The sequence below is a fragment of the Desulfatiglans parachlorophenolica genome, from assembly GCF_055394735.1.
In genome coordinates this window covers 4,736,991-4,758,460 of record NZ_AP042460.1, presented here as the reverse complement: position 1 = coordinate 4,758,460, position 21,470 = coordinate 4,736,991, and the positions used below count along the sequence as shown (strand labels likewise).

The 21,470-nt window shown below is 55.5% G+C and carries 23 protein-coding genes; 11 read left to right on the top strand and 12 right to left on the bottom strand.

Annotated features, from left to right (window positions below; translation table 11 throughout):
- Position 1: 1 nt before the first annotated feature.
- The 6 genes from ACZ500_RS22085 to ACZ500_RS22060 form a co-directional block, all read right to left on the bottom strand.
- Positions 2-1,324: a replicative DNA helicase gene (locus ACZ500_RS22085; protein ID WP_464229585.1), complete on the bottom strand. Its 1,323-nt coding sequence runs from the start codon at positions 1,322-1,324 to the stop codon at positions 2-4.
- The gene (locus tag ACZ500_RS22080) at positions 1,321-1,887 is read right to left on the bottom strand and encodes a hypothetical protein (protein ID WP_464229584.1); all 567 of its coding nucleotides are present in this window, start codon (positions 1,885-1,887) and stop codon (positions 1,321-1,323) included. The genes ACZ500_RS22085 and ACZ500_RS22080 overlap by 4 nt, the downstream gene beginning before the upstream one ends.
- Positions 1,888-2,129: 242 nt before the next feature.
- Positions 2,130-2,354, bottom strand: a complete 225-nt coding sequence (locus ACZ500_RS22075; protein WP_464229583.1) for a hypothetical protein — start codon at positions 2,352-2,354, stop codon at positions 2,130-2,132.
- Between the two features lie 236 nt (positions 2,355-2,590).
- Positions 2,591-3,124, bottom strand: a complete 534-nt coding sequence (locus ACZ500_RS22070; RefSeq protein WP_464229582.1) for a hypothetical protein — start codon at positions 3,122-3,124, stop codon at positions 2,591-2,593.
- Positions 3,125-3,216: 92 nt separating this feature from the next.
- Positions 3,217-3,477: a hypothetical protein gene (locus ACZ500_RS22065; protein WP_464229581.1), complete on the bottom strand. Its 261-nt coding sequence runs from the start codon at positions 3,475-3,477 to the stop codon at positions 3,217-3,219.
- Between the two features lie 12 nt (positions 3,478-3,489).
- The gene (locus ACZ500_RS22060; protein ID WP_464229580.1) at positions 3,490-4,716 is read right to left on the bottom strand and encodes a tyrosine-type recombinase/integrase; all 1,227 of its coding nucleotides are present in this window, start codon (positions 4,714-4,716) and stop codon (positions 3,490-3,492) included.
- A gap of 656 nt (positions 4,717-5,372) precedes the next feature.
- On the opposite strand from ACZ500_RS22060, the gene ACZ500_RS22055 reads away from it, so the two are divergent.
- The 7 genes from ACZ500_RS22055 (at position 5,373) to ACZ500_RS22025 (ending at position 11,677) form a co-directional block, all read left to right on the top strand.
- On the top strand, positions 5,373-5,600 hold the full coding sequence (locus ACZ500_RS22055) for a hypothetical protein (protein WP_464229579.1): 228 nt from the start codon (positions 5,373-5,375) through the stop codon (positions 5,598-5,600).
- Positions 5,585-5,710: a hypothetical protein gene (locus ACZ500_RS22050; RefSeq protein WP_464229578.1), complete on the top strand. Its 126-nt coding sequence runs from the start codon at positions 5,585-5,587 to the stop codon at positions 5,708-5,710. The genes ACZ500_RS22055 and ACZ500_RS22050 overlap by 16 nt, the downstream gene beginning before the upstream one ends.
- Positions 5,711-6,000: 290 nt before the next feature.
- Positions 6,001-6,609: a TetR/AcrR family transcriptional regulator gene (locus ACZ500_RS22045; protein ID WP_464229577.1), complete on the top strand. Its 609-nt coding sequence runs from the start codon at positions 6,001-6,003 to the stop codon at positions 6,607-6,609.
- On the top strand, positions 6,606-7,757 hold the full coding sequence (locus ACZ500_RS22040) for an efflux RND transporter periplasmic adaptor subunit (protein ID WP_464229576.1): 1,152 nt from the start codon (positions 6,606-6,608) through the stop codon (positions 7,755-7,757). Before ACZ500_RS22045 ends, ACZ500_RS22040 begins: the two co-directional genes overlap by 4 nt.
- The gene (locus tag ACZ500_RS22035) at positions 7,754-8,959 is read left to right on the top strand and encodes an ABC transporter permease (RefSeq protein ID WP_464229575.1); all 1,206 of its coding nucleotides are present in this window, start codon (positions 7,754-7,756) and stop codon (positions 8,957-8,959) included. Before ACZ500_RS22040 ends, ACZ500_RS22035 begins: the two co-directional genes overlap by 4 nt.
- A 1-nt stretch (position 8,960) precedes the next feature.
- Positions 8,961-9,671 (top strand): ABC transporter ATP-binding protein, encoded by a 711-nt coding sequence (locus tag ACZ500_RS22030; protein ID WP_464229574.1) that lies wholly within the window; start codon positions 8,961-8,963, stop codon positions 9,669-9,671.
- 491 nt (positions 9,672-10,162) lie between these two features.
- Positions 10,163-11,677, top strand: a complete 1,515-nt coding sequence (locus ACZ500_RS22025) for an efflux transporter outer membrane subunit (RefSeq protein WP_464229573.1) — start codon at positions 10,163-10,165, stop codon at positions 11,675-11,677.
- 84 nt (positions 11,678-11,761) lie between these two features.
- Here ACZ500_RS22025 and ACZ500_RS22020 read toward each other — a convergent pair whose 3' ends face one another.
- A complete protein-coding gene (locus ACZ500_RS22020; RefSeq protein ID WP_464229572.1) occupies positions 11,762-12,181 on the bottom strand; it encodes an acyl-CoA thioesterase in 420 nt (139 codons plus the stop codon).
- 287 nt (positions 12,182-12,468) lie between these two features.
- Here ACZ500_RS22020 and tsaA point away from each other — a divergent pair, with 287 nt between their 5' ends.
- Complete coding sequence (gene tsaA / locus ACZ500_RS22015) at positions 12,469-13,032, top strand: tRNA (N6-threonylcarbamoyladenosine(37)-N6)-methyltransferase TrmO (protein WP_464229571.1); 564 nt, start codon at positions 12,469-12,471, stop codon at positions 13,030-13,032.
- 233 nt (positions 13,033-13,265) lie between these two features.
- Here the strand turns inward: tsaA and ACZ500_RS22010 are convergent, their stop codons facing one another.
- Positions 13,266-14,582 carry a mechanosensitive ion channel family protein gene (locus tag ACZ500_RS22010; RefSeq protein ID WP_464229570.1) on the bottom strand — a complete coding sequence of 439 codons (1,317 nt, stop codon included), beginning with the start codon at positions 14,580-14,582 and terminating at the stop codon, positions 13,266-13,268.
- A 139-nt stretch (positions 14,583-14,721) separates the two neighbouring features.
- Entirely contained in the window at positions 14,722-14,991 is a 270-nt protein-coding gene (locus ACZ500_RS22005) for a MoaD/ThiS family protein (RefSeq protein WP_464229569.1), read from the bottom strand.
- 37 nt (positions 14,992-15,028) lie between these two features.
- Here ACZ500_RS22005 and ACZ500_RS22000 point away from each other — a divergent pair, with 37 nt between their 5' ends.
- Positions 15,029-15,154, top strand: a complete 126-nt coding sequence (locus tag ACZ500_RS22000; RefSeq protein ID WP_464229568.1) for a hypothetical protein — start codon at positions 15,029-15,031, stop codon at positions 15,152-15,154.
- 318 nt (positions 15,155-15,472) lie between these two features.
- Positions 15,473-17,092, top strand: a complete 1,620-nt coding sequence (locus ACZ500_RS21995; RefSeq protein WP_464229567.1) for a peptide chain release factor 3 — start codon at positions 15,473-15,475, stop codon at positions 17,090-17,092.
- 15 nt (positions 17,093-17,107) lie between these two features.
- Here the strand turns inward: ACZ500_RS21995 and thiS are convergent, their stop codons facing one another.
- Entirely contained in the window at positions 17,108-17,326 is a 219-nt protein-coding gene (thiS, locus tag ACZ500_RS21990) for a sulfur carrier protein ThiS (protein WP_464229566.1), read from the bottom strand.
- A gap of 284 nt (positions 17,327-17,610) precedes the next feature.
- The gene (locus ACZ500_RS21985; RefSeq protein WP_464229565.1) at positions 17,611-18,381 is read right to left on the bottom strand and encodes a HesA/MoeB/ThiF family protein; all 771 of its coding nucleotides are present in this window, start codon (positions 18,379-18,381) and stop codon (positions 17,611-17,613) included.
- Positions 18,382-18,693: 312 nt separating this feature from the next.
- Between ACZ500_RS21985 and ACZ500_RS21980 the strand changes: the two genes are divergently transcribed.
- Positions 18,694-19,293: a DUF3786 domain-containing protein gene (locus ACZ500_RS21980; protein WP_464229564.1), complete on the top strand. Its 600-nt coding sequence runs from the start codon at positions 18,694-18,696 to the stop codon at positions 19,291-19,293.
- A gap of 152 nt (positions 19,294-19,445) precedes the next feature.
- Here ACZ500_RS21980 and ACZ500_RS21975 read toward each other — a convergent pair whose 3' ends face one another.
- Complete coding sequence (locus ACZ500_RS21975; protein ID WP_464229563.1) at positions 19,446-21,431, bottom strand: TonB-dependent receptor plug domain-containing protein; 1,986 nt, start codon at positions 21,429-21,431, stop codon at positions 19,446-19,448.
- Positions 21,432-21,470: the final 39 nt, after the last annotated feature.

Here is a 21,470-nt window from a genome sequence, read left to right as displayed (position 1 = left end):
TTTAGCTCCATTCTGGCGGAATTTCCGCGTCGGTGAATCGTTGGTGCCGTCCATCAAACATGACCTGCACGATGCCAAGCCGCGAGTTCCGGCCTTTGGCGATTACAAGGTTGGCGTCGGTCTCGGGAAAATTTTTCGAGTACATACTACGCCGAAAGATAAAAACGACCACATCGGCGTCCTGCTCGATAGCCCCGCTTTCCCGAAGATCGCTCAGCATCGGCCAGGGCAATTTGTCCTCGCCCTTGCCCCCGCGCCGTTCGGACTCCCGGTTTAATTGGGACAGGCACACCACAGGAACACGAAGATCAAGCGCCAAGACCTTCAGCCTCCGGCTGATCTCCGCCACCTCGCGCTCTCGGCTTTCGCCCCGCTTCCGGGTCCGCATCAATTGCAGATAATCCACAACGATCAGCCCAACGCCTTCCCTGAGGACATGGCGTTCCGCCACATCACAGACATCCTCCACGGTGAGGCTCGCTCGTTGTTCGAAAAAAATCCGACGCCCGGAAAGGCGGTTCGCGGCTGCTATGATCCTCTCCCAATCCCCATCAAGGAGATTCCCCTCGCGGATTTTCCCATAATCAACACGGCCCGCGCTCGCCAGCATGCGCTTGCCAATCTCCGAGCTGGTCATCTCCAGCGAGAAAACGAGCACCGGCTTCGAGCACCGCTCCGCAATGTTTGCAGCAAGAACGGATTTGCCCATGCCAGGTCGGGCCGCTATGATAATCAATTCCCCAGGCCGCAGGCCTCCGCCTAGCTTTCGGTCTAGCTCGATCAGGCCCGTTTCGATAGCGCCGCCGTCGTCGCCTTTGGTGCTGGCCTCGATTTCCTTCACGGCCTGGGCGACTGCATCCCTGACCGGGACGACCCCGCTCCGGCGGGCGGACACGATCTTGACTCCGGCATCCCGAATCATAGTGTTGACACTCTCGGGGTCCTCGCCCTCGTCAACCGCCCGGCGAATCCGGTCAGAAAGCTCCAAGAAGGCTCGGCGCTGCTTCGCGGTCTTGACTTCGCCTATGTGGTGATCTAGCCCCGCCGTCGTGCTCACCGCTTCGATCAGGTCAGCGAGATAGGCTTTCCCGCCCGCCGTTTCCAGGTTCCCTGACCTTTCCAGTTCGCGCACAATGGTCGGGAGATCGAGCGGAGCGCCCGCTTCGTGGATAGCCCGGTAGGTTTCGAAAAGCGCTCGGTGCCGCCGATCCGCGAAGTCATCCGGGCGGAGTTGGGCTAGGATTTCGGGAAGGGCGTCCTCGCGCATCAACGGGGCTGCAATCACAATTCTTTCGCTGTTCGTTGCGGATGGAAGGGTTTTCATGATTTACCTCTCAAGTATGGCCGGAAGAACGTGCAATCGTCCTCTGGCTCGTCTTGGATTTCATCCTCCCAGCGGCCAGCGTTTAGCCAGGTTGAGGGGTACGGGATGTATTGGCCGCCGTCCTTCTGCCATTGCGGCGAACGCTTCTGACATTCTAGGGCCGCACAAAGATCATCCAAGGAAGGCCGGATACTTGCTGTTCGCTTCCAAGCCTTCAGCGCTGCCTGTTTTCCGATCTTCCGGGGATATTTCGACCAAAACAGATCAAAACCGTCACCCCCTTGGGGGGATGTAGGTTTTTTCTTTATTTCTTCTAAGTATTTCTTCCGGTGCACATTTGGCGAATTAGGCGTTGCAGAAAATTCAGGCTTACTCTCTAAACCATTGTTTTGTAATGAATTTTCGTCCTGTTTGGTGTTGCACATTTCGCGAGTTAGGCGTTGCATCGGTGTTGCATCATCAAAGGTTTCCTCTTTGTAAGTATTCGCATTTATTACAGAAATTATGGAAAATTGGCGTTGCACCTTGATTGCAATAAACCCCATCTCCTCCAAGCGCTTCATACGCCGCCAGATGGTGACAGGGTCGCCACCTAGCTCTCTAGCCGCCGCGCTTTTCTGAAAAACGAATTGCCCAGGAAGAAGTTTTACGCTGACATGCCCGCGCCCAACACGGACGGATTCAGTTTGGTCCCTCCATGCGGCTTTGCAAAGGCACCAAATGTACAGCCGGAGCAGCTCGGCGTCGCGAAACACTGGCGACGTGGCGACGTGCCTGGGAAGTTTTACGAAACCGCCCACAGCCATTAGCCTTCCGCTCCGCCCCGCGATTGAAGCCACTCGATAAAAGCGTCTCTTTCGTAATAGACCCGACGTCCCACCTTGAAGCGCCCTGCCGGCCCTGCGCCGAGGCAGTCGGCATTTGCCAAGGCCCCCTTCGAAATTCCAGGGATCAATTTCGGCACCTCTGAGCGGGCGAATGCCGCCGGCAGCTCTGCCCTAATTTTCTTCATGATTTCAGCTTTTTCCATTGCGTATCCTCCTTCGTATATGGTGATTTCCAAAAGCTTTTCGTGAGGATAGACAACAAGAGCCGCTTTGTCGGGGGACACAAACGTACCTTTTCCGGGCCAATCAGCGTTTTTTTTCAGGCAGGGTTATTTTTTTTCGAGTTCCCGGTTGAGCAACCGGCGCAGGGCGGTTTCTTCGTTATCTTCGGAAGGGTCTCCGGCCCGCCAGGGATAATCCAGCAGGTCAAGCAGATCGGTCAGGAAGGAAAAAAAGCATGGGGTTTTTCATAGCTCAAAGGTGGGCGTTTCCCGGTAGCGTCCGTCCATAGCTCTATCAGGTCTTCCAAGAGCCTTTTCAGGTGATGATGCTTTTCGGGCGGGCCCTGTTTGCCTTTCTCGGAAAGCAGCCTTTCCAGTTCGGCCTTAGCCCGCTCCTGTATCAACGCTGTGGCCTCTGTGGAAGGCTTTTTTCTGGCAAGATATGGCTGATGTTGGGTCAGCTTCAAAGCTCGCGCTGTGGCGTAATCTAGGCGCTTCAGCCGGTCATTGAAGGTCTTTTTCCGAAGCAACTGCTTCAGGGCGGACACCCTTTCCCGGTAGGTGGGTTTCCCTTGGAATTGAGGATAGCTTATCAGGAAGGTCTCTAATGTGCGCCTGTAACGGTCCTCTTGGGCGGAGGATAATTGCAGCCCGAAGAATCGCGGAAGGACAAGGGCCTTTTCTAGCGCCTGTTCGTCGCCTACATGGCCCAGGTAGCCCCATCTATCAGGCGGATTGATTTTCTTTGGCATGGTGCGCCCCTGGTGGGATTCCCCGGCCAGCCGCCCCAGGAATGGCGGTTTTCGCTGCGTCCAGCTAGGCCGGGGAAACTGTTAAAACTTCGTCAACTTAAATCCAAGTTTGGTTTCATGTCCAATACCCATCCAAGGACGGTGAAGTTCTCGGCCATCTGCTCATATTCTTCAAGCTCATCTTGGCGCACAAAGACCATGTGGTGGTCAATATCGCAAAGGTACCATGCTTCCCATTCGGCCTTTTCGCCCCTGGAAAGCGGCACAACTTCAACCTCATCGCCCGGTAGAAAGCGCGGGGCTGACGCCCAATCATGGACAATATGGACGTAGATTTCCTTTTCTTCAGACATCCATTTCCCCTTTCAATGCCCGTTCGCTTTCCTTAGCTGGACAATCTTTTCACCCTGGACTTGTTTCGGCCTTCCCAGGCGGTTTACCGCAGCTTGAAGCGCCCCGTTCGTCAGATGCGAATAACGCTCAGTCATAGCAATGCTTTGATGTCCTAGCAGTTCCTTGACCACAGGCAAGCCTGTTCCGTCCATGACAAGCCAGCTTGCAAAGGTATGCCGCAGGGAATGAAAGACCAGCTTTCCGTTTTGGTCCGTCACATTGTCATTGAAGCCTAGCTCATCCACCGTCCGCATGAATGAAGCGGAGACCTGTCCCATTTGTCCGCCCCGTTCGCTCGGAAAGACAAGGGCGTCTTTTTCCCCCTGGTCCATCTTCGAAAACATGGACCGCATTTGGTCATTCAGGAAAGCCGCCCTCGTCCGGCTATTTTTCGTGTTCCTGAGCGTCAGCACACCGTTTTCCAGGTCTACATCACCCCATCGAAGCGCTGCAATCTCCCCGAACCGAAGGCCAGCATTTAAGCTCAAGGCCGCGATCCGCGCCAGCTGGCAACTCTTCTCTTCCAGGGCCTCGATGAGCATTTGAGCCTCCAGGGGGCTCAAGAAACGCAGCCGCCGGTTGTCGCGCCGGGGGACCTTGACATGACGCGTGGGGCTGTCGGTGCCAACGTAGCCATCCCGCCGGGCCTGGTTCCAAACCTGCCGGATGATAGCTCGGACATACTCAATACTCCTGGGGGACCGGCCAGCTTCCAGCATCGCCTTCTTGATCCGCTCAATTTGGATCGGGGCTATGTCGCGCAGCCTCATATCGCCTAGGGCAGGGTGCAACCAGGTGCGATGAATACTCCTCTCAGCTTTGATGGACCCGCCCTTTTTTACCATCTCCGCCGCTGGCAGATAATGTTTTAGAAAGAACTCACCGAAGGTCAGATTGTTTCTCTCTGCCTGATCCTTGGCTGCCGCTTCCTCCTGCCGGGCCTGCTCGTCCAGCTCCCGCTTCTCCCGAAGGGTCTTCGGCCCCTTGCCTAGCCGCTGGTTCTCCTGAAGCTCGGACAGAACCGCCGCCGCCTTCTTCTCGGTCCAACCCTCAGAACTCCAGCCCAACCCTTCCTCGTAGTTCTTCCTGTTGTAGCGAAAGTAGATGGACCAGTAACGGTCAAAGCCGACGCTATGCTTTCGGGTCTTATGGACCTTGTATCGCACGCCAGGACGCGCTACCACTCGTTTTTCCGCCATCGTCGCACCCCCGGAATTTTATCCATAATCTATCCATAAAAAATACAGGAAATAGGGTGCCTCTTGGTGACATCCCATGAAACATCTTAGTGGATAAGATATTGGAATGTCAATATGTAAGTGTCAACTGGTGACAATGCGTGAATTTATTAAAATTTGACTCTTAATCAATTGGTCGATGGTTCGACTCCTTCCTGGCCCACCAGGAAATTCAAAGGCTTACCGTAACCGAGCGGTAAGCCTTTTCTGTTTTTTGGTCCCCTATGGAACGATAGTGGAAGGTTTTTTTGGCGATGGAAGGCTTTCGAATCGACCCCATGACCGTTGCTCCTTCCCGACACTCATCCACCCGGCGGGGCACCAATATCCGGCACGGTTTGCGTAATGAACCCTGGCCGGAGCATGGCCCAATCGCCTGAATTCCATCCAAGATTTAAAAATTTGCGAAGCTGTTGCCTTAATTAAAACGGCTTTTCCTTCTTGACTATTTGTAAAAATCATCATACTTCCGTGGCCATCTTCAACCAGGGCTGCATCATCGACTCCACGCCCTGGATCGCCCTGCCGCCAAAGTCCACAAAAACTCTCGTACCGGGTAACCAGGCTCTGATCTTGCGATCATTCATGCTGGACCATGGATATCGGGGACGTAAGAATTGAGCAGACTTGAAGATCTCCAAACCCACGCAGCTTTGAGAGGAATCCTTCCCGATGCGCCGGTGACGGTCGCAAATACCTTATGGCATGGCTCCGACGTCGTTGAACTGACCTACAAGACCCCCGCCGGCAAGGTGGAAAATGAGCTGCTTTACCGCCAGGACGAAGAACGAGTCGAGGTGGTGGAAAAAGGCAGCCCCTGCGGCTCCTCATGGCCGGCCTGCTGATGAAGGAGCTGATCGCCCGGGGGGATCTGCAGCGCTGCCTGGTGGTCTGCCCCGGCAGCATGACCGAGCAGTGGCGGGACAAGCTCTACCGCGCTTCCACCTGCCTTTAGAGATACTGACCAAGGACAAGTTCGGGACCGCCCGCTCTGGGAACTGGTTTCTGGAGACCAACCTCGTGCCCACCCACCTCGACAAGCTCTCCCCCAACGAGGACATACGATAGATTGAAACAGCGCGCTATCCGTGGTTTTCGGGCATCGGCTCAGATCCCCAATTCGGTCCCGAATTGGCTTTTGCTTTCTAAAGCCAAGAAGCATTTTTCGAAAAAAAACTATTGACAAAGGACCTCTGGTGAATGAAGATAGTAATTAATTACTTACTTCATTCACCGGAGGTTCATATGCGTGTATCAAGCAAACATCTCCCCGCCGAAGAACGACGAACGGTAACTGTTGAGACGGTGGTCGAGCTGGCTGGAGAACAAAACCCAAGTGAAATTACCACGGCGGCCATCGCCAAGCGCATGGGATTAACTCAGGGGGCACTTTTCCGCCATTTTACCAATAAAGATGCCATTTTACAGGCCGTTATGGAATGGGTCGCCGAACGTTTGTTGTCTCGCATTGAAAAGGCAGTACACGCAAAATCATCCCCTCTTGCCGCACTTGAAGACATGTTTATGGCGCATGTGGACTTTATAACAGAGCATCCCGGTATTCCCCGCATGTTGTTCGGTGAATTGCAACGCTCAGAAGAAACCGCGCCCAAGCGGATGGCACAGACGCTCCTCCGCCGTTATGGGGAGCGCCTCAATCGTTTGTTTGAACAAGGAAAAACCTGCGGTGAGCTTGACAGAAAATTTAATAACGAGGCTGCGGCCACGCTCTTCATCGGCACCATTCAAGGATTGGTCATGCAGTCGTTGATAGCTGGAGATGTGAGCCATATGCGCCGCAACGCACCGAAAGTTTTTGCCATCTATCAACGGGGCATCAGGAGTGCATTATGAAAAGATTGCTTTTCCAAAAACGTACACTGGCGCTGATAGCTGTAATTGTTCCTCTGCTTGTGCTTTTTATCTATGTGGCCTTGCGTTCGGGCCCTCTTGCTCCGGTATCAGTTGTATTGGTCACAGTCGAGAAAAAGAGTATCTCACCGGCACTATTCGGCATCGGAACTATTGAGGCTCGTTACACCTACAAGATTGGTCCAACATTTACCGGGCGGGTCAAACGTTTGGATGTAAACGTAGGTGAGCGTGTCAAGGCGGGGCAAGTGCTTGGCGAAATGGACCCGGTGGATCTTGATGCAACTATTAAAGCTCAGGATGCCTCCCTAAAACAAGCAAACGCCCAATTAAGCGAAGCACAGGCACGTAAAAATTATGCGCAGACACAGGCTTTACGTTACGAGCAGTTACTTAAAGCGCGCTCCACCAGTGAGGAAGTGGTAGCCAATAAACAACAAGAACTGTTGGTTGCGGAAGCAGGGCTGACTGCGGCACGGGAGGAGCTATCCCGCTTACGTGCCGAGCGAGAAGCGTTAGAGGCGCAGCGCAATAATTTGTTTCTGATTGCGCCAGTTAACGGCTTGGTCGTTTCGCGTGATGCCGACCCTGGAACCACCGTGGTTCCAGGTCAGACTGTCGTGGAGCTGATCGACCCGAGCACACTGTGGGTCAATGTCCGCTTCGATCAAATCCATACGCGAGGTCTCGCCGCCGATTTATCAGCCCAGATCACATTACGTTCTCAGGCAGGTGAGCTGAAGGCTGGACGTGTACTGAGAGTCGAACCATTGGCAGACGCAGTAACTGAAGAAACACTGGCCAAGGTTGTCTTCGATCGAATTCCTGATCCGATGCCACCCATCGGCGAACTGGCCGAAATCACGATTACCTTACCGACGCTTGCGGCGGCACCGGTTATCCCTAATGCTGCTATCCATCACATTGATGGCAGATTGGGCGTGTGGCAGGTCATCAAAGGCGATCTTCGCTTTGCACCAGTTTCACTGGGGATTGCTGATTTGGAGGGCTTTGTCCAGGTACGGGAAGGGCTCAAGATTGGCGACCAAGTAGTAGCCTACTGCGAAAACGCCTTGAATAAGCACAGCCGGATCCACGTCGTTGAACATCTTCAGGGGGTGACCCAATGATCAGTTTAGCAGGGCGCGACATCATGCACTCTTGGGGAAAATTCGTCTTTACCGGCATGGGTCTTGGGCTGCTGATCGGCATCACACTGTCTATGGCGGGGATTTATCGTGGCATGGTGGATGACGCCAAAGTGTTGCTCGACAATAGCGGTGCTGATCTCTGGGTGGTACAGAAGGACACCCTTGGTCCCTACGCTGAGTCATCAAGCCTCTATGATGATATCTGGCGTGGGATTCGCGGCATGCCGGGCGTGGATCAGGTGGCCAATATCACCTATCTCACCATGCAGGTGCGCCAGCAAGAAGGTGACGTGCGTGCCATGGTTACTGGCGTCACTCCTGGAGAGCCTGGGACACCCGGCTGGCCGCCCTACCTGGTCGCTGGACGTCAGATTACCCGGAGCCACTACGAGGCCGTCGCCGATGTCGCTTCCGGATTTAAACTTGGTGAACGTATCAAGGTCCGCCGTAACCAATACACCGTAGTCGGGCTGACGAGGAGGATGGTCTCCTCCAATGGAGATCCTATGGTGTTCATTCCTCTTAAAGACGCCCAGGAGGCCCAGTTCCTAAAGGATAATGACGCCATCCGAGAGCAGCGTCGACGCACGGCCGAGAACCCTGCCTTCAACCGGCCCGGAGTGCCAGGTCTGCTTGATGCGGTTATTGCCTCCCAAAGCACCAACCCCTACGTCAATTCAGTTTTAGTCCGGGTTGAAGCAGGCCATGACCCGGAAGAAGTAGCTGAGTCGATCCGCCGCTGGAAGCGCTTAACCGTGTACACCCGCAGCCAAATGGAAGAGATCCTGGTTGGCAAGCTGATCGCTACCTCCGCCAGACAGATCTTCATGTTCCTGGTGATCCTTTCGATTGTCAGCTCCGCCATTGTCGCCTTCATCATCTACACCCTGACGCTCGGGAAAATTCGTGAAATTGCCGTTCTAAAGCTAATCGGCACCAGGAATCGCACCATTGTCGGCATGATCATGCAACAGTCCATCGCATTAGGTTTGATCGGCTTTGTGGTGGGCAAGATCTCGGCAACTTTATTGATGGCGCCAATCTTCCCCAAATATGTGCTGCTGCAACCACTCGACTCCGTTATGGGCTTTATCGCCGTAGTTATGATCTGTGTATTATCGAGCATTATCGCTATTCGCGCAGCGCTGATGGTCGATCCGGCCGAGGCCATAGGGGGCTGACATGACAGCTAAAGGTATTCGTATCCAGGGGTTAAAAAAACGTTACGGAAGCGGCGATACCTCCGTTGATGCCCTGAAGACGGTCGACATGCACGTTGCGCCTGGTGAGGTTGTTGGACTGATAGGTCCTTCTGGATCTGGCAAGAGTACGCTCCTTAAATGTTTGGGAGCGGTGATCGAGCCAACCGCCGGAAAAATGATACTCGGGGATGACGTCATTTATGACGATGGCTGGAAGGTCAAAGACCTTCGTGCCTTGCGGCGGGACCGGATCGGCTTTGTATTCCAAGCACCTTATTTGATTCCTTTCCTCGACGTCACCGACAACGTCGCCCTTCTGCCCATGCTGGCTGGAATGCCAAACGCCGAGGCGCGTACTCGTGCAATGGAATTATTTGAAGCGCTTGATGTGAAACATCGCGCCAAGGCCATGCCATCGCAACTTTCTGGTGGAGAACAGCAACGAGTGGCTATTGCACGTGGCCTGGTCAATCGTCCCCCGGTAATACTGGCCGATGAACCGACCGCCCCGCTTGACAGCGAGCGCGCCCTGGCTGTAATTCGGATATTGAACGATATGGCTCAAAAATTCGAGACCGCCATTATTGTCGTCACCCACGACGAAAAAATCATTCCAACCTTTAAGCGCATTTATCACATCCGTGACGGGGTGACCTATGAAGAAGAAGGTGAAGGACGTGGCTTTGAATGAAATCTACTCAAGTGAGGCCGATGAGATGAAAAATTATGAAAGACAAGAATTTTCGTAATATGAAAATTCCTCTGTTTGTGATCGCCGCAATTTCCACTTTTGCCAGTTCAGTTGCCTTGGCCAATGCCATCTGATAACAGGGACAAATCACTCGTTCTGCACGCGATCATGGAGGCATTGAATAATAATACGCTGATAGTAACTGATACCATTTACTGGGTGGACTGGGCACAGATGGCGAAATGCTTCTACGCAGATTGCCAACCATCCACAGCCGCCGATAGCTAAGAAGATGCGCATTTTGAGTTTTGTAGGTTACAGTGTGAGTAAATTTAGAAGTTTTGATAATTAGACACATCAAACCGCAAAAAAATTAAAAGGAATCGCCATGAAACAAAATAAAAAAGGCGCGATAGAAAAATTCGCAACACTCCAGAATAGTTGCCTCAGCTCTCACCATAATGTTAGAAAAACCTTCAAGGAGCATTTTTATGAATAGAAATAAAATGGCCAGTTATACATTGATTGGTGTTTATGCCATTTTACTAACAGGATGTGCAGCAGGACCGGATTTCCAACCTCCTGTTCCTCCGAATGTGGCGGACTACACTTTCATGCCACTGACCACAAATTTAGTTACCTCCCCCACCATGCTGGGTAATCCACAAAACATTATTAAAGGAGAACGTCTAACGAAATATTGGTGGCGGGTGATGAATGCCGAAAAACTGGATATGCTCATCCGCGAAGCCCTGGAACGTAATCCAACCCTGATGGCTGCAAAGGCTACTTTGCGCCAGGCGAAGGAACTTTTTGCGGCGAGGGCTGGCTCGACACTTTATCCACAAATAGAGGGTAACTTGGGTGGTCAGCGTCAACGCTTCAATCCTGAAACATTAGGACAGACCGGAGAAGCACGGGAATTCAGTCTCTACAACGCTGGCGTAGGTGTTCGATATACATTTGACCTGGCCGGAGGTAATCGTAGGGCGCTGGAAACTCTGGCTGCCAGGAGCGATTATCAGCAATTTCAATTAGAAGGTGCTCGTTTGACATTGGTGGCAAATATTGTAACAACAGCCGTTAATCAGGCTAGGCTGAAAAGGCAGACTGAGATTATAGAAAACATCTTAAAGTCGCAGGAAAACCAACTGGAATTAACCCTTGAACGCATTCGGCTTGGTCATGGAGAACCAGACGATGCGTTAGCTTTACAAACACAGTTGGAACAAACGCGCGCCAAACTACCGCTGTTACGTTATGAACTTCAACAAAACAAACATTTTTTAGCTGTTCTTGTGGGTAAATCTCCAGGAGAGAGCCTGCTACTGTCGTTTACCTTGGAGGATTTCACCCTGCCGCCTGAGTTGCCGTTGTTAATCCCCTCTGAACTGGTGCATGCAAGGCCGGATATTCTCGGGGCTGAAGCGTTGCTGCATGCCTCTAATGCAGAATACGGGGTTGCAATATCGAAACTATATCCCCAACTCAACCTTAGCGCCGATCTTGGATCGCAGGCACTCACGACCGGGGCGTTGTTCGGCGGTGGTTCTGCTGTTTGGAGTTTGGTAGGGCAACTGACACAACCCCTGTTCAATCCAGGTTTGCCCGCGGAAAAGAGAGCGGCTCTTGCCGCCTTCGATGCGGCTGCGGCAAACTACCAGTCCGTTGTTCTGGAAGCTCTTCGCAACGTAGCTGATGTGTTGCGGGCATTGGAGAATGATTCAAAAAGGCTGGAGGCTCTTTCTGCCGCTGATTTCGCTTCTGAAAAGTCTTTAGAGTCAACACAGCGTCGGTATAGGCTTGGAGCAACCAGCTATTACGATCTGCTTATCGCACAACAACAACGTCTTCAGACCGAAATCGATCTTACAGAAGGCCAGGCCAAACGTCTGGTCAACACTGTAGCTTTCTACCAGGCGATGGGCGGTGGTTTATGTGACATTAGCGGAAGCGCTGGAGTTGTTTCCAAGGCTCAAATCGGGGGACGGATCGCCTCGCGATAGTTCTGGAGGATCTGCTCGCGGGACTTCTCCATCACCTTATGCAGAAAGGGGCTGGCAGGGACATCGAAACAGCTCGACGTGCGTTTATAGCTCCTCGCAGTATTCCCGCACCTTTCCGAGAAAGGCTGGACTGATGGGAACCGTCCTGTTTTCCTTGTAATCGAAAAGGACCATCGTCGATTCACCTGACGCGTAGATCGTATCGGGATCGCCATGGTTCACGATCAGGTATTTGAAGACGAAGCTCTTCTTCCCGACCCGACCGATCCAGACCTGGATGGCGATCCGGTCCCCCAACACCACGGGCCTGAGGTAATCGCAGCTGATACGCGCCAGGATGAACGGGTACTCGGACGGATCCACGATTTCCAGCACGCGGGCAAGGAAGGCACTTCGTCCTTCCTCGAAATAGGTCAAGAAAACGGCATTGTTCACATGACCCATGGCATCGACATCCCGGAACCGCACGGTAAGATCGGCAACGATTTTCTGATGATTTTCCATGGCTCTCACCCTTCGCAGGTCGTTTCTTTGACTTCCCGACCCTATACAATCTTGAAATGCCAAGTCAACCTACCGGCCTGCCTTCCAACCCCGCATCCCTTGAACCGCTGCGATTCATCGAATCATTGCACAAGAAGACGGTTGAGGGATCGAACCATAAGATCTAAAATGGATGTGCAAAAGGCAGTCGAATCACACGGCGCCCATCTTGAGACTAATGAATGAGTGCTGTTTCTCTATCCACCCATCACAACACCTTTTTCGAACAAATCGCAAGGAGAAGATCCATGAATCATAAACCGGATGCCCCTTGGCCGGAGATGCGTCTCAGCCCCGTCGGTGTCGTGCGCAGCGGCATCACGTCGCCCATGCTTGCGGCCGGCGATGGAGACCTCGAACTGCAGGAGAAAAATGAGGCGATGCGCGAATACCACGAAAAGGTAGAAGACGGCATCTGCGAACTCGTCATTCATCCCGATTTTGCGGAACTTCTCGAAGGCATCGAGGATTTTTCCCACGTCATGGTGCTTTACTGGCCGCACCTGATCGACCCATCGAAGCGACGGCTTAGAAAAGTCCATCCCATGGGCCGCAAAGACCTGCCTTTGAGGGGCATCTTTTCCACGTGCAGCCCGGCAAGGCCGAATCCGATCCTGGTATCGGTGGTCCCGCTGCTGGAGCGCGATGGCAATATCCTGAGAGTGAAAGGGTTGGAGGCCGTCGACGGCAGCCCCATCATCGACATCAAACCTTTTGTAGAGCCTTCCCACGGCGCCAAAGACCCCAAGGTCCCCGAATGGATGAAACGGATTCACCGGGACCTTGGCATCGACACGCCCGCAGAGGCCTGAAAGGTCAGGCACTAAGCAGGTTCGCAACCGTGGCCCCTATGATCACGGCCATCCCGACCATCTGAAGGAACCGCACGACCACTTCCATAATACAGGGGAGTAGGCCCGACGTCGGCCGCGTTGACGATCGGAGAAGCGCAAAACGCCGCCCGGTGGTCCGGACGGCGGGGAGCGGTTCAGTCACGGGCTGCTGAAAGGCCCGATCCGGGCAACTCCCGGGCGCCTATCGAACCTTATGCGGTAGGAAGGGGGTGCACATGGAACGGCGCCTCCTTGATGTGCACATCGCGCTGCGGGAAGGGGATCTCGATATTGTGCGCCTTGAAGGTGTCCCAGACCGCCAAACGCAGGTCACTGCTGACGTTGGCCACACCGTTGGCGGGATCGTTGATCCAGGCGCGCAGTTCGAGGTCCACCGAGCTGTCGCCGAAGCCCATGAGCCGGCAGGAAGGCGCCGGCTTTGCAAGCACGCGCGGGATATCATTGGCCGCGGCCACCATCAGATCCATGGCCTGATGGATATCCGCGTCATAGGATACGCCCACCCCGATCTTCAGCCGGACCAGATTGTTTGAAAAGGACCAGTTGATGACCTGGTGGGTGATCAAATCTTCGTTGGGGATCAGAAATTCGAAGCCGTCCCGGGTGAGGACCGATACATAGCGGGCCCCAAGGGACTTGATCCGGCCGTAGCTGTCCCCGACTTCGATGACGTCGCCCGGCTTGATCGATTTGTCCAACAGGAGGATGATCCCGCTGATCAGGTTGCTGACCACCTTTTGGAGGCCGAATCCGATGCCGACACCCACAGCGCCGCCGATGAACGCGAAGGCCGAAAGGTTGATGCCGAGGCTGCCGAAGGCGACCGCCACCGCAATCACGAGCAGGGTCACTTTCAGCGCCTTGCTGAGCAGAACCTGAACCGACGGCGTCAGATCCTGGAAGGTGTGGATCCGCTTCTCGAACACCCCCGCAGCTCCAAGGGCCAGCCGCAGCAGGATCGTGAGGACGATCATCCCCTTGATCACCAGCAGGACCGAGATCCGGATGCCGCCGAGATCGACGCCGATCCGGTCGAGGAGGACCATGGCAGGTCCAAGCAGATTGAGGATATGTAGCGCCGCCAGCGTCCAGGCTGCCATGGCGATGAAGCGCCCCCACCTGGCGCCTCCCAGAATGGACGCGCTAAAGCGGATCATGACCCAGGCTGTGAGAAGTCGCGCTACAAGACTCAGGAAAGCGCCCGTCAGGCCATAGGCAAGGAAAGCCGCACGCGCCGCGTACAGGATGAGAATACCGGCGAGAAAAGGGGCGATATGGGCGAAGGCCGACAGAAGCCTCTCAAAGAAGCCCTCCTGTCCATCCGGGGTTGCCGCTCGGCGTTCGAGGCGCTTTTTGACCGGCCTGGCAATGAGGAAGGCTATCGGGATCAGGATCGTGATCGCGGCCGCTTCCATCAAGGTCTGCAGCGTAAACACGTGATCGAGGATCCAAGCCCACCCGCTCGAGGCGACCGACGACCAGTACCCTATTTCGAGGTATTTGTCCAAACGCTTCTAAATCCTGACGAAGATGAGATTAGACGATGAAATATTCATTGCATGGAGGACCATACTGGATCGAGCAGCATCTGACAACCTTCTTCCACCCGGTTCTATGCCAAATCTCGTCATGAAGCGCGTCCGGACCCTATCCCCCCGAAACCGGGATGTGGATATCCAAAACCTCCCCCGGCTGGAGCACATGATCGAAACCTTGCACCCGCCCGTCGATAAAGACATGGAGCATGATGTCTTCGAATTCCGCAGGGTCCCCAATGCCGGGGATGGCCTGGAGCAGTTCACCGATGGTGCTCCCGGGAGCCACATCCAAAACCAGTTCATCACCTCCGCCGAGGGCCGCCTGAAGCTTTTCAGTGGATCCCACCGCATAAAACGATTTTATTCTGACCTTTATCATCCCTCACCCTCTTTTCTAATGCGTTTCCAATCCGGAAATGGCCTTTTTGGCCAATCTCGGCGTCAATCTGCAGGTTTGCCTGTGCAGCGACCACCAGACCGCCTCAGCGCAAACGCTGGATTTCCTTGATATCGGCAAACGGGACCCGGCGCGAGGCGTGTGAAGAAAAAATTCTCATTTCCGGGTTTAAAACCGGATCGCGCTGGATAATCATTTCCGGCTGGACACTATTATAACAGTTGACAACGTATCCAATATACCTTAAATTGTAGTGTTTTGAAGTTCACATATCAATGCTTGAATTGGGTGCCCTGCATGTTTCCCAACGCATCTTTCTCCTTTCAAACGCCGCCTTGATCCTTTTCTGAGGACACCGGTCCAACTGGAGATCCCCGGGAAAAGTGATCTTCTCTGGGCGATTTTCTTGTTTCGCTAATTCCTGCTCGAAATATCAACATCTTACATAATCAGGGACAGTCAAATGAATTCAACTGCCGCCGCTCATCGGGTACCGAGAAGCTCCCTTCTCCATACGGAGATCGAACGTCGCCGTACCTTCGGCATCATCAGCCACCCGGATGCCGGTAAAACCACCTTGACTGAGAAACTGCTGCTGTTTGGGGGCGCGATCAATATGGCCGGGGCGGTCAAGGCCCGCAAGGCCAGCCGGCACGCTACCAGCGACTGGATGGCCATTGAACAGGAGCGCGGCATCTCGGTGACGAGCTCCGTCATGAAATTCAATTACCGCGATTACGAGATCAACCTGCTCGATACGCCCGGACACCAGGATTTTTCAGAGGACACCTACCGGGTGCTCACCGCCGTGGACAGCGCCGTCATGGTCATCGACAGCGCCAAGGGGGTCGAGACGCAGACCCGCAAACTGATGGAGGTCTGCCGGATGCGCAACACCCCGATCCTGACCTTCATCAACAAGCTCGACCGCCAGGGAATGGCGCCGCTCGACATCCTGGCCGATATCGAAGAAAACCTTCAGATAGAATGCACCCCGCTCTCCTGGCCAATCGGCATGGGCAAGCGTTTCAAGGGGACCTACAACCTCTACCGCAAAGAACTGAACCTCTTCAAACCCGGCGAGGAGAGAATCTCCGGCGATATCCTCACTATCCGCGACCTGAGCGACCCGATCCTCGACGACATCCTGGGCGGACAGGCCGAAGAACTCCGTGAAGACGTAGCCCTCCTGGAGGGGGCCGCCGACCCCTTCGACCTGGAAGAATACCTCAAGGGCAGCCAGACGCCGGTCTTCTTCGGCAGTGCCATCAACAATTTCGGCGTGCGCGAGATGCTCGACGCCTTTGTGGAGATCGCACCCGCGCCCCTCCCGCGCCAGACGACCACACGCACCGTCCATCCCGACGAAGAGGCGTTTTCCGGTTTTGTTTTCAAAATCCAGGCCAACATGGACCCAGCCCACCGCGACCGGCTGGCCTTCCTGCGCGTCTGCTCCGGCCGCTTCGAGCGCGGGATGCGTGTGCGCCACCATCGGATCGGCAAAGACATCCCGATCGCCAACCCGATCATCTTCATGGCCCAGGACCGCGCCCTGGTCGAGGAGGCCTGGCCCGGGGACATCATTGGCATCCACAATCACGGAACAATCAAGATCGGCGACACCTTCTCCGAAAGGGAGCCCCTTCAGTACACCGGCATCCCGAATTTCGCCCCCGAGCACTTCCGGCGCGTGCGCCTGAAGTCCCCGCTCAAGGCCAAGCAGCTTCAGAAGGGGCTGACCCAACTGGCCGAGGAGGGTGCCGTGCAGGTATTCCGCCCCCTGGATGGAAACGATTTCATCCTGGGCGCGGTCGGAGCGCTGCAGTTCGAGGTCACGGTCGCGCGCCTCAAGGCCGAGTACGGCGTGGACGCCGCCTACGAGCCAATCGGCTACAACACCGCCCGCTGGGTCATTTGTCCTGATAGGGTGCAGCTCAAGGCCTTTGAAAAGGCAAACCGGGCGCAGCTGGCACTGGATACGGGAGGAAACCTGACATTACTGGCCGAGGGTGAGTGGGAAATCAAATTCGTGGCCGAGCGCTGGCCCGAGGCAACCTTCCTGAAGACCCGGGAGCACCTCTGATCCCCGGCCCTCTTTTCAGCCGCCGAAATTCGGGTTGATGAACTCGATCCGGTCTCCGTCCCCCACGCGTGTGCGCTCATAATCCTGCGGGTAGACGAACCGGCCGTTGTGCTCCACGATGAGGTGCTTGTCCCCCTCCTTGAAATATTCAATCAGTTGCAGGATGCTGAGCGCTCTGGGAAGCTGCTCCGTCATCCCGTTCACGGTGATCTTCATGTCTGAGCCCCTTTTCATTCGAAATGCGGATGGGCCGGAGACCGCAGATGAAACCCGCCCGAACCATATTGTTATATTCTAATATTTCTATATAGATTTTCAAACCCGAAAAATCACCTGAAACATCTCCCCGCCGTTTCCGGAGAAGCAGCCTCTGGAAACCGGTCCCGAATGCAAACGGCGCAATCCCGAAGGGTCGCGCCGCAGCCCGCCACGAAGTGTCGATCCGGAACTGTTTGTCATAGCGTGCAAATATTCGGATCGGTCCCGGCATACCTCCCACCAAAATGAGCGCGCAGGCCTCAGGGTGGGTCGCCTCCCGCCGGTGCACGCCCTGCGCAGACCGGGCAGGCCGGATTCCGGGCGATTTTGATCTCCTTGAACGACAGATTCCTGCCGTTGAAGATCAGGAGCCTTTCCTTCAAAATCCCGTCGAGCCCCAGCAGAATCTTGACCGCCTCGATGCTCTGGAGGGATCCGATCACCCCGGGAACCGCCCCCAGGACCCCGATCGTTCGTCCGTTCGGCCGGTCATCCGTGGGAAAGAGACACTCGAGACACGGGCCCTGTCCGGGGAGGAAACTCGAGAGCATGCCGCCGAAGCCCTCCACTCCGCCGTAGACAAAAGGCACCCCCGCCCGCACTGCGGCCCGGTTCAGCGCCTTGCGGGCCGCGAGGTTGTCCGTGCCGTCCAGGATGAGGTCACACCCCTCCGCCAGCATCGATGCGCTTTCGTCGTGAATCTCCGCCTGAATCGGTTCGATCCGGCAGTGGGGATTGAGCGCACGGAGCTTCTCTTCAGCCGAACGTACTTTGGGCCTGCCAATGTCAGACGTCGTATGGATCAACTGCCGGTTCAGATTGCTCATTTCCACACAGTCGCGGTCCACGATCCGAAGCGAACCCACCCCGCAGGCCGCCATCTGATAAGCGAGGATCGAACCCAACCCCCCGACCCCGCCGATCAACACGCGGCAGCGCGAAAGACGCTCCTGACCTTCACGGCCGATCTCCGGCATCATCACCTGCCGGCCATAGCGGGTCACCTCCGTCCCTGTCAAATCCTTGCCCATAACACTCCTCTTCACTGAACCTTCCTGCAAGGAAACAGCTTCATAGATCATCTGTCCCGGCGTTTTTAGGCGGCTGTGGGGGCAGCGGGCTTCGGGTCGTCCCAAACTTCGAGCCCTCTTACGGACCGGGATTTAAACGCGCGCTGTAAAAAGCATTGAAGCAGATCCGAAACGCTGGACACCCTCCGAAGAATGTCTATTATTACGCAATAGACCATTCAGATGAAATCAACCCCGGCCTTGAATATTGCGGACCGTCACCTGAAGCGGTTCAGAGCAGTTCATTCCCGCGTGCTGAGAAGAAGGGCAACCATGGCAGAATCCGATATTTTTGACAAGATCTATCGCACGTACCTGGCCGACGTCTCGTCTATCGATCTGGAAAAGGCAAAAAAGAGGCTCGGCATCGATGCAGCGGAAGGCAAGATCCGCATACCCTTTTTCGGGAGCGTGTACCACGTCTCATCCGAAGGCGTCACCGACGAGCAAGGGCATAGACCGCCCCATCTCGTCAGCGTCATCCTCTGCAAGTATCTCCTGCTTTGTCCTCAGGACGACCCGGCCGGTTCGGATTGGGTCACCTATAAGGATTTCAAGGACGCCGCGCCTTTTGTCATCGGGTTCAGGACCAATGCGGAAGATCCGATCGCCCGGCTTTTCGCCGGCCGTCTCAGGGAGCTGGAAGATGCAGCGAGAAATCTCGCCGGACATCCTGTTGACATCGGCGTTGCGAGCGACCTCGCTTTGAGGTTCGACGCCCTCCCCAAGGTCCCTCTCCTGCTGCTTTTCAACGACAGGGACGAGGATTTCCCCGCCCAGTGCACGCTCCTCTTCGAAAGGCGGGCGGAAAGGTATCTCGACATGGAATGTCTCGCCATGATCGGCTGGGCGCTGGCAGACCGGCTGAAATAGAGCCGATGGAAAAAACCGCTCCTCATAGCCTGTCTCCATACCTGCGTACAAAGGGGATTCTTGAAGAACCCAACAAAAAGGCAGGGCCTACAACAGTCCCATTCCGGTTCAGCCCTGTCGATTCGAGAAGCGAGATCTTATGGGGCCGTTTCTCAAAAGTTCAGGTTGACGCCGCTCACCACACGGAATCCGTCATCGGGATAGCCGTAATGAACCTCATAGTCTCGATCGAATAGGTTTTCGACGTTGAGATACCACTCACAGGCCAACTTTTTCATGGTAAAGGGCTGGAGAACTTTCAGATCGGCTGTGGCATAGGCCTTGACCCGTTGGGTATCGAGGGCCTGCGCCGAGCTGTATTGTTCGGCGACATAGCGAACAATCCCCTCGAGACGCGTGTCCCACCCCTCGACGGTATAGGTGAAGCCGGCCCTGACCTTGTGCCTGGGTGTATAGGGCAGTTCGACGCCCGCCTTTTCATTTCGGGAATCCTGCAGGATATAACTCACCTCGATGCCGAGGCCGTTGTCTAAACCGAAGGCGCCTGCCACCTCCATCCCCTGACGCCAGGCCCGGTCCACATTCACCGGCCGGTAGATGCGATCCGGCCCGCGTTCATAGACGATGGCATTACGGGTCTCATCCCTGAAAAGCGCCGCCTTCAGAAACCGGCCTTTCCGGAATGAGTAGTCGAAACCCAGATCATAGGAAACGCACTGCTCCTCATCCAGGTCCGGATTGCCCCTTACCTGGTCGATCGAACCGTGGCTCGGCTGGTAAAGCTGGCCAAATGTCGGAAGGGTCACGGTATACCCGGCATTCGCCTTGACAAGACCCTTTTCCGTAAGCTGAAATCCCAGACCGCAGGAGCCGCCCGGGTTGAACCCAAAATCCGTACTGTGGTCCCCCCTCGCACCCACGGCGGCGGTCACGCTCCCGAAATCCCGCTCCCAATGCGCATGCGCGCCGCCCAAAACCCGGTGGTGGTCCCCTGAAAGGGTGTGGGCCACGTCATTCCGCTCGACGAGGCCCCCCAAACGGAGGGTACAAATCCCGCCCTCATCCGACCAGGTGGTATCCCCCTTCAGACCGAGCTTCAGTTCCTCCAGATCCGAGACAGACCCGGATTGAGCGGTATCGCGCGAATCGACATCGTCCGTGTATGCCTTGAGGGAAAAATCGCCCGATTCACCGGCAAACCCCTTCATCTCGAGATCGAAAGAACCTTTCGCGTAGCGCTGCCGCGCATCCGGGGTCGGGTTGTCCGTGGGACCGGGGGTGCCCTGCTCCAAGAGGTAGTACCGCCCGTTCAGATTGAATTGCAGAGCTTCCGCGGTCGAATGGTCCCAGTGTAGGCTCACCGTCCCTCTGTCCATGTCGCTGTTCGTGCGCTTCCCGTCCCGATGAATGCCGCCCGCCGTCAGCATCGCGTTGCCTCCGGCAAGGGGTGCGCCGCCGCTCAGGGTTCCCTCGGCCAGACCATAGGACCCCGCTGAGAGCTTCAGGCTGCCAGGCACCTCATCATCGACTGTTCCGCGGCCGCACCCATCATACGTGACGATGTGGATGGCCCCGTTGGCGGCACCCGGCCCAAGCCAGACAGGCACCGGCGGTTTGAAGACACTGATGGACTGGACGGTTTCGATCGGGATGCCCGCAAGATCGACGCCGCCGTATTGGCTGGTGTTCAGCGGCCTCCCGTTCAGGAGGACGAGCACCCCGCCGGCCTTGCCGGAGCCGCGGATCGAGATCCTCGCCCCCAAGCCGGCCGAATGGCTGATTTCCACCCCGGCCATCGTATTCAGGGCCTCTTCGAGATTCCGAAGGTTCCCCTCGCCAATCTCCTCCCGGGAGAGGGTCTCCACCTGCTGGGGATGATTTTTAACATAGTCTTCGAGCCTCTTTGCCGTGACAGTGACGGCCTCCAAGACAACCGCCGAACCGCCGGCATGGTTGTCCTCGGCCCAGACAACCGCCGCGTTCCCGAGGACAACCACACCTATCGCGGCCAGGACCACCCTCCACCGTCGTCGGTGGGCGGCGCAGGATGCCGCGTGTTCCTGCGGCTTTCGAGGCGGGCGATGCTGAAAAGAGAGTCCGTGCATACACCCATCGGCCTTCAATGCATTATATTCCATTCAAGATTCCGCGGCCTTTCTCAATCCGGTCCCCTACGT

Excerpts from the sequence above, each read along its gene's own strand:
- ACZ500_RS22085 (WP_464229585.1), bottom strand. The coding sequence starts at position 1,324 with ATGAAAACCCTTCCATCCGCAACGAACAGCGAAAGAATTGTGATTGCA.
- ACZ500_RS22080 (WP_464229584.1), bottom strand. The coding sequence starts at position 1,887 with ATGAAGCGCTTGGAGGAGATGGGGTTTATTGCAATCAAGGTGCAACGC.
- ACZ500_RS22075 (WP_464229583.1), bottom strand. The coding sequence starts at position 2,354 with ATGGAAAAAGCTGAAATCATGAAGAAAATTAGGGCAGAGCTGCCGGCG.
- ACZ500_RS22070 (WP_464229582.1), bottom strand. The coding sequence starts at position 3,124 with ATGCCAAAGAAAATCAATCCGCCTGATAGATGGGGCTACCTGGGCCAT.
- ACZ500_RS22065 (WP_464229581.1), bottom strand. The coding sequence starts at position 3,477 with ATGTCTGAAGAAAAGGAAATCTACGTCCATATTGTCCATGATTGGGCG.
- ACZ500_RS22060 (WP_464229580.1), bottom strand. The coding sequence starts at position 4,716 with ATGGCGGAAAAACGAGTGGTAGCGCGTCCTGGCGTGCGATACAAGGTC.
- ACZ500_RS22050 (WP_464229578.1), top strand. The coding sequence starts at position 5,585 with ATGGCCGGCCTGCTGATGAAGGAGCTGATCGCCCGGGGGGATCTGCAG.
- ACZ500_RS22045 (WP_464229577.1), top strand. The coding sequence starts at position 6,001 with ATGCGTGTATCAAGCAAACATCTCCCCGCCGAAGAACGACGAACGGTA.
- ACZ500_RS22040 (WP_464229576.1), top strand. The coding sequence starts at position 6,606 with ATGAAAAGATTGCTTTTCCAAAAACGTACACTGGCGCTGATAGCTGTA.
- ACZ500_RS22035 (WP_464229575.1), top strand. The coding sequence starts at position 7,754 with ATGATCAGTTTAGCAGGGCGCGACATCATGCACTCTTGGGGAAAATTC.
- ACZ500_RS22030 (WP_464229574.1), top strand. The coding sequence starts at position 8,961 with ATGACAGCTAAAGGTATTCGTATCCAGGGGTTAAAAAAACGTTACGGA.
- ACZ500_RS22025 (WP_464229573.1), top strand. The coding sequence starts at position 10,163 with ATGAATAGAAATAAAATGGCCAGTTATACATTGATTGGTGTTTATGCC.
- ACZ500_RS22020 (WP_464229572.1), bottom strand. The coding sequence starts at position 12,181 with ATGGAAAATCATCAGAAAATCGTTGCCGATCTTACCGTGCGGTTCCGG.
- tsaA (WP_464229571.1), top strand. The coding sequence starts at position 12,469 with ATGAATCATAAACCGGATGCCCCTTGGCCGGAGATGCGTCTCAGCCCC.
- ACZ500_RS22005 (WP_464229569.1), bottom strand. The coding sequence starts at position 14,991 with ATGATAAAGGTCAGAATAAAATCGTTTTATGCGGTGGGATCCACTGAA.
- ACZ500_RS22000 (WP_464229568.1), top strand. The coding sequence starts at position 15,029 with ATGGCCTTTTTGGCCAATCTCGGCGTCAATCTGCAGGTTTGCCTGTGC.
- ACZ500_RS21995 (WP_464229567.1), top strand. The coding sequence starts at position 15,473 with ATGAATTCAACTGCCGCCGCTCATCGGGTACCGAGAAGCTCCCTTCTC.
- thiS (WP_464229566.1), bottom strand. The coding sequence starts at position 17,326 with ATGAAAAGGGGCTCAGACATGAAGATCACCGTGAACGGGATGACGGAG.
- ACZ500_RS21985 (WP_464229565.1), bottom strand. The coding sequence starts at position 18,381 with ATGGGCAAGGATTTGACAGGGACGGAGGTGACCCGCTATGGCCGGCAG.
- ACZ500_RS21980 (WP_464229564.1), top strand. The coding sequence starts at position 18,694 with ATGGCAGAATCCGATATTTTTGACAAGATCTATCGCACGTACCTGGCC.
- ACZ500_RS21975 (WP_464229563.1), bottom strand. The coding sequence starts at position 21,431 with ATGGAATATAATGCATTGAAGGCCGATGGGTGTATGCACGGACTCTCT.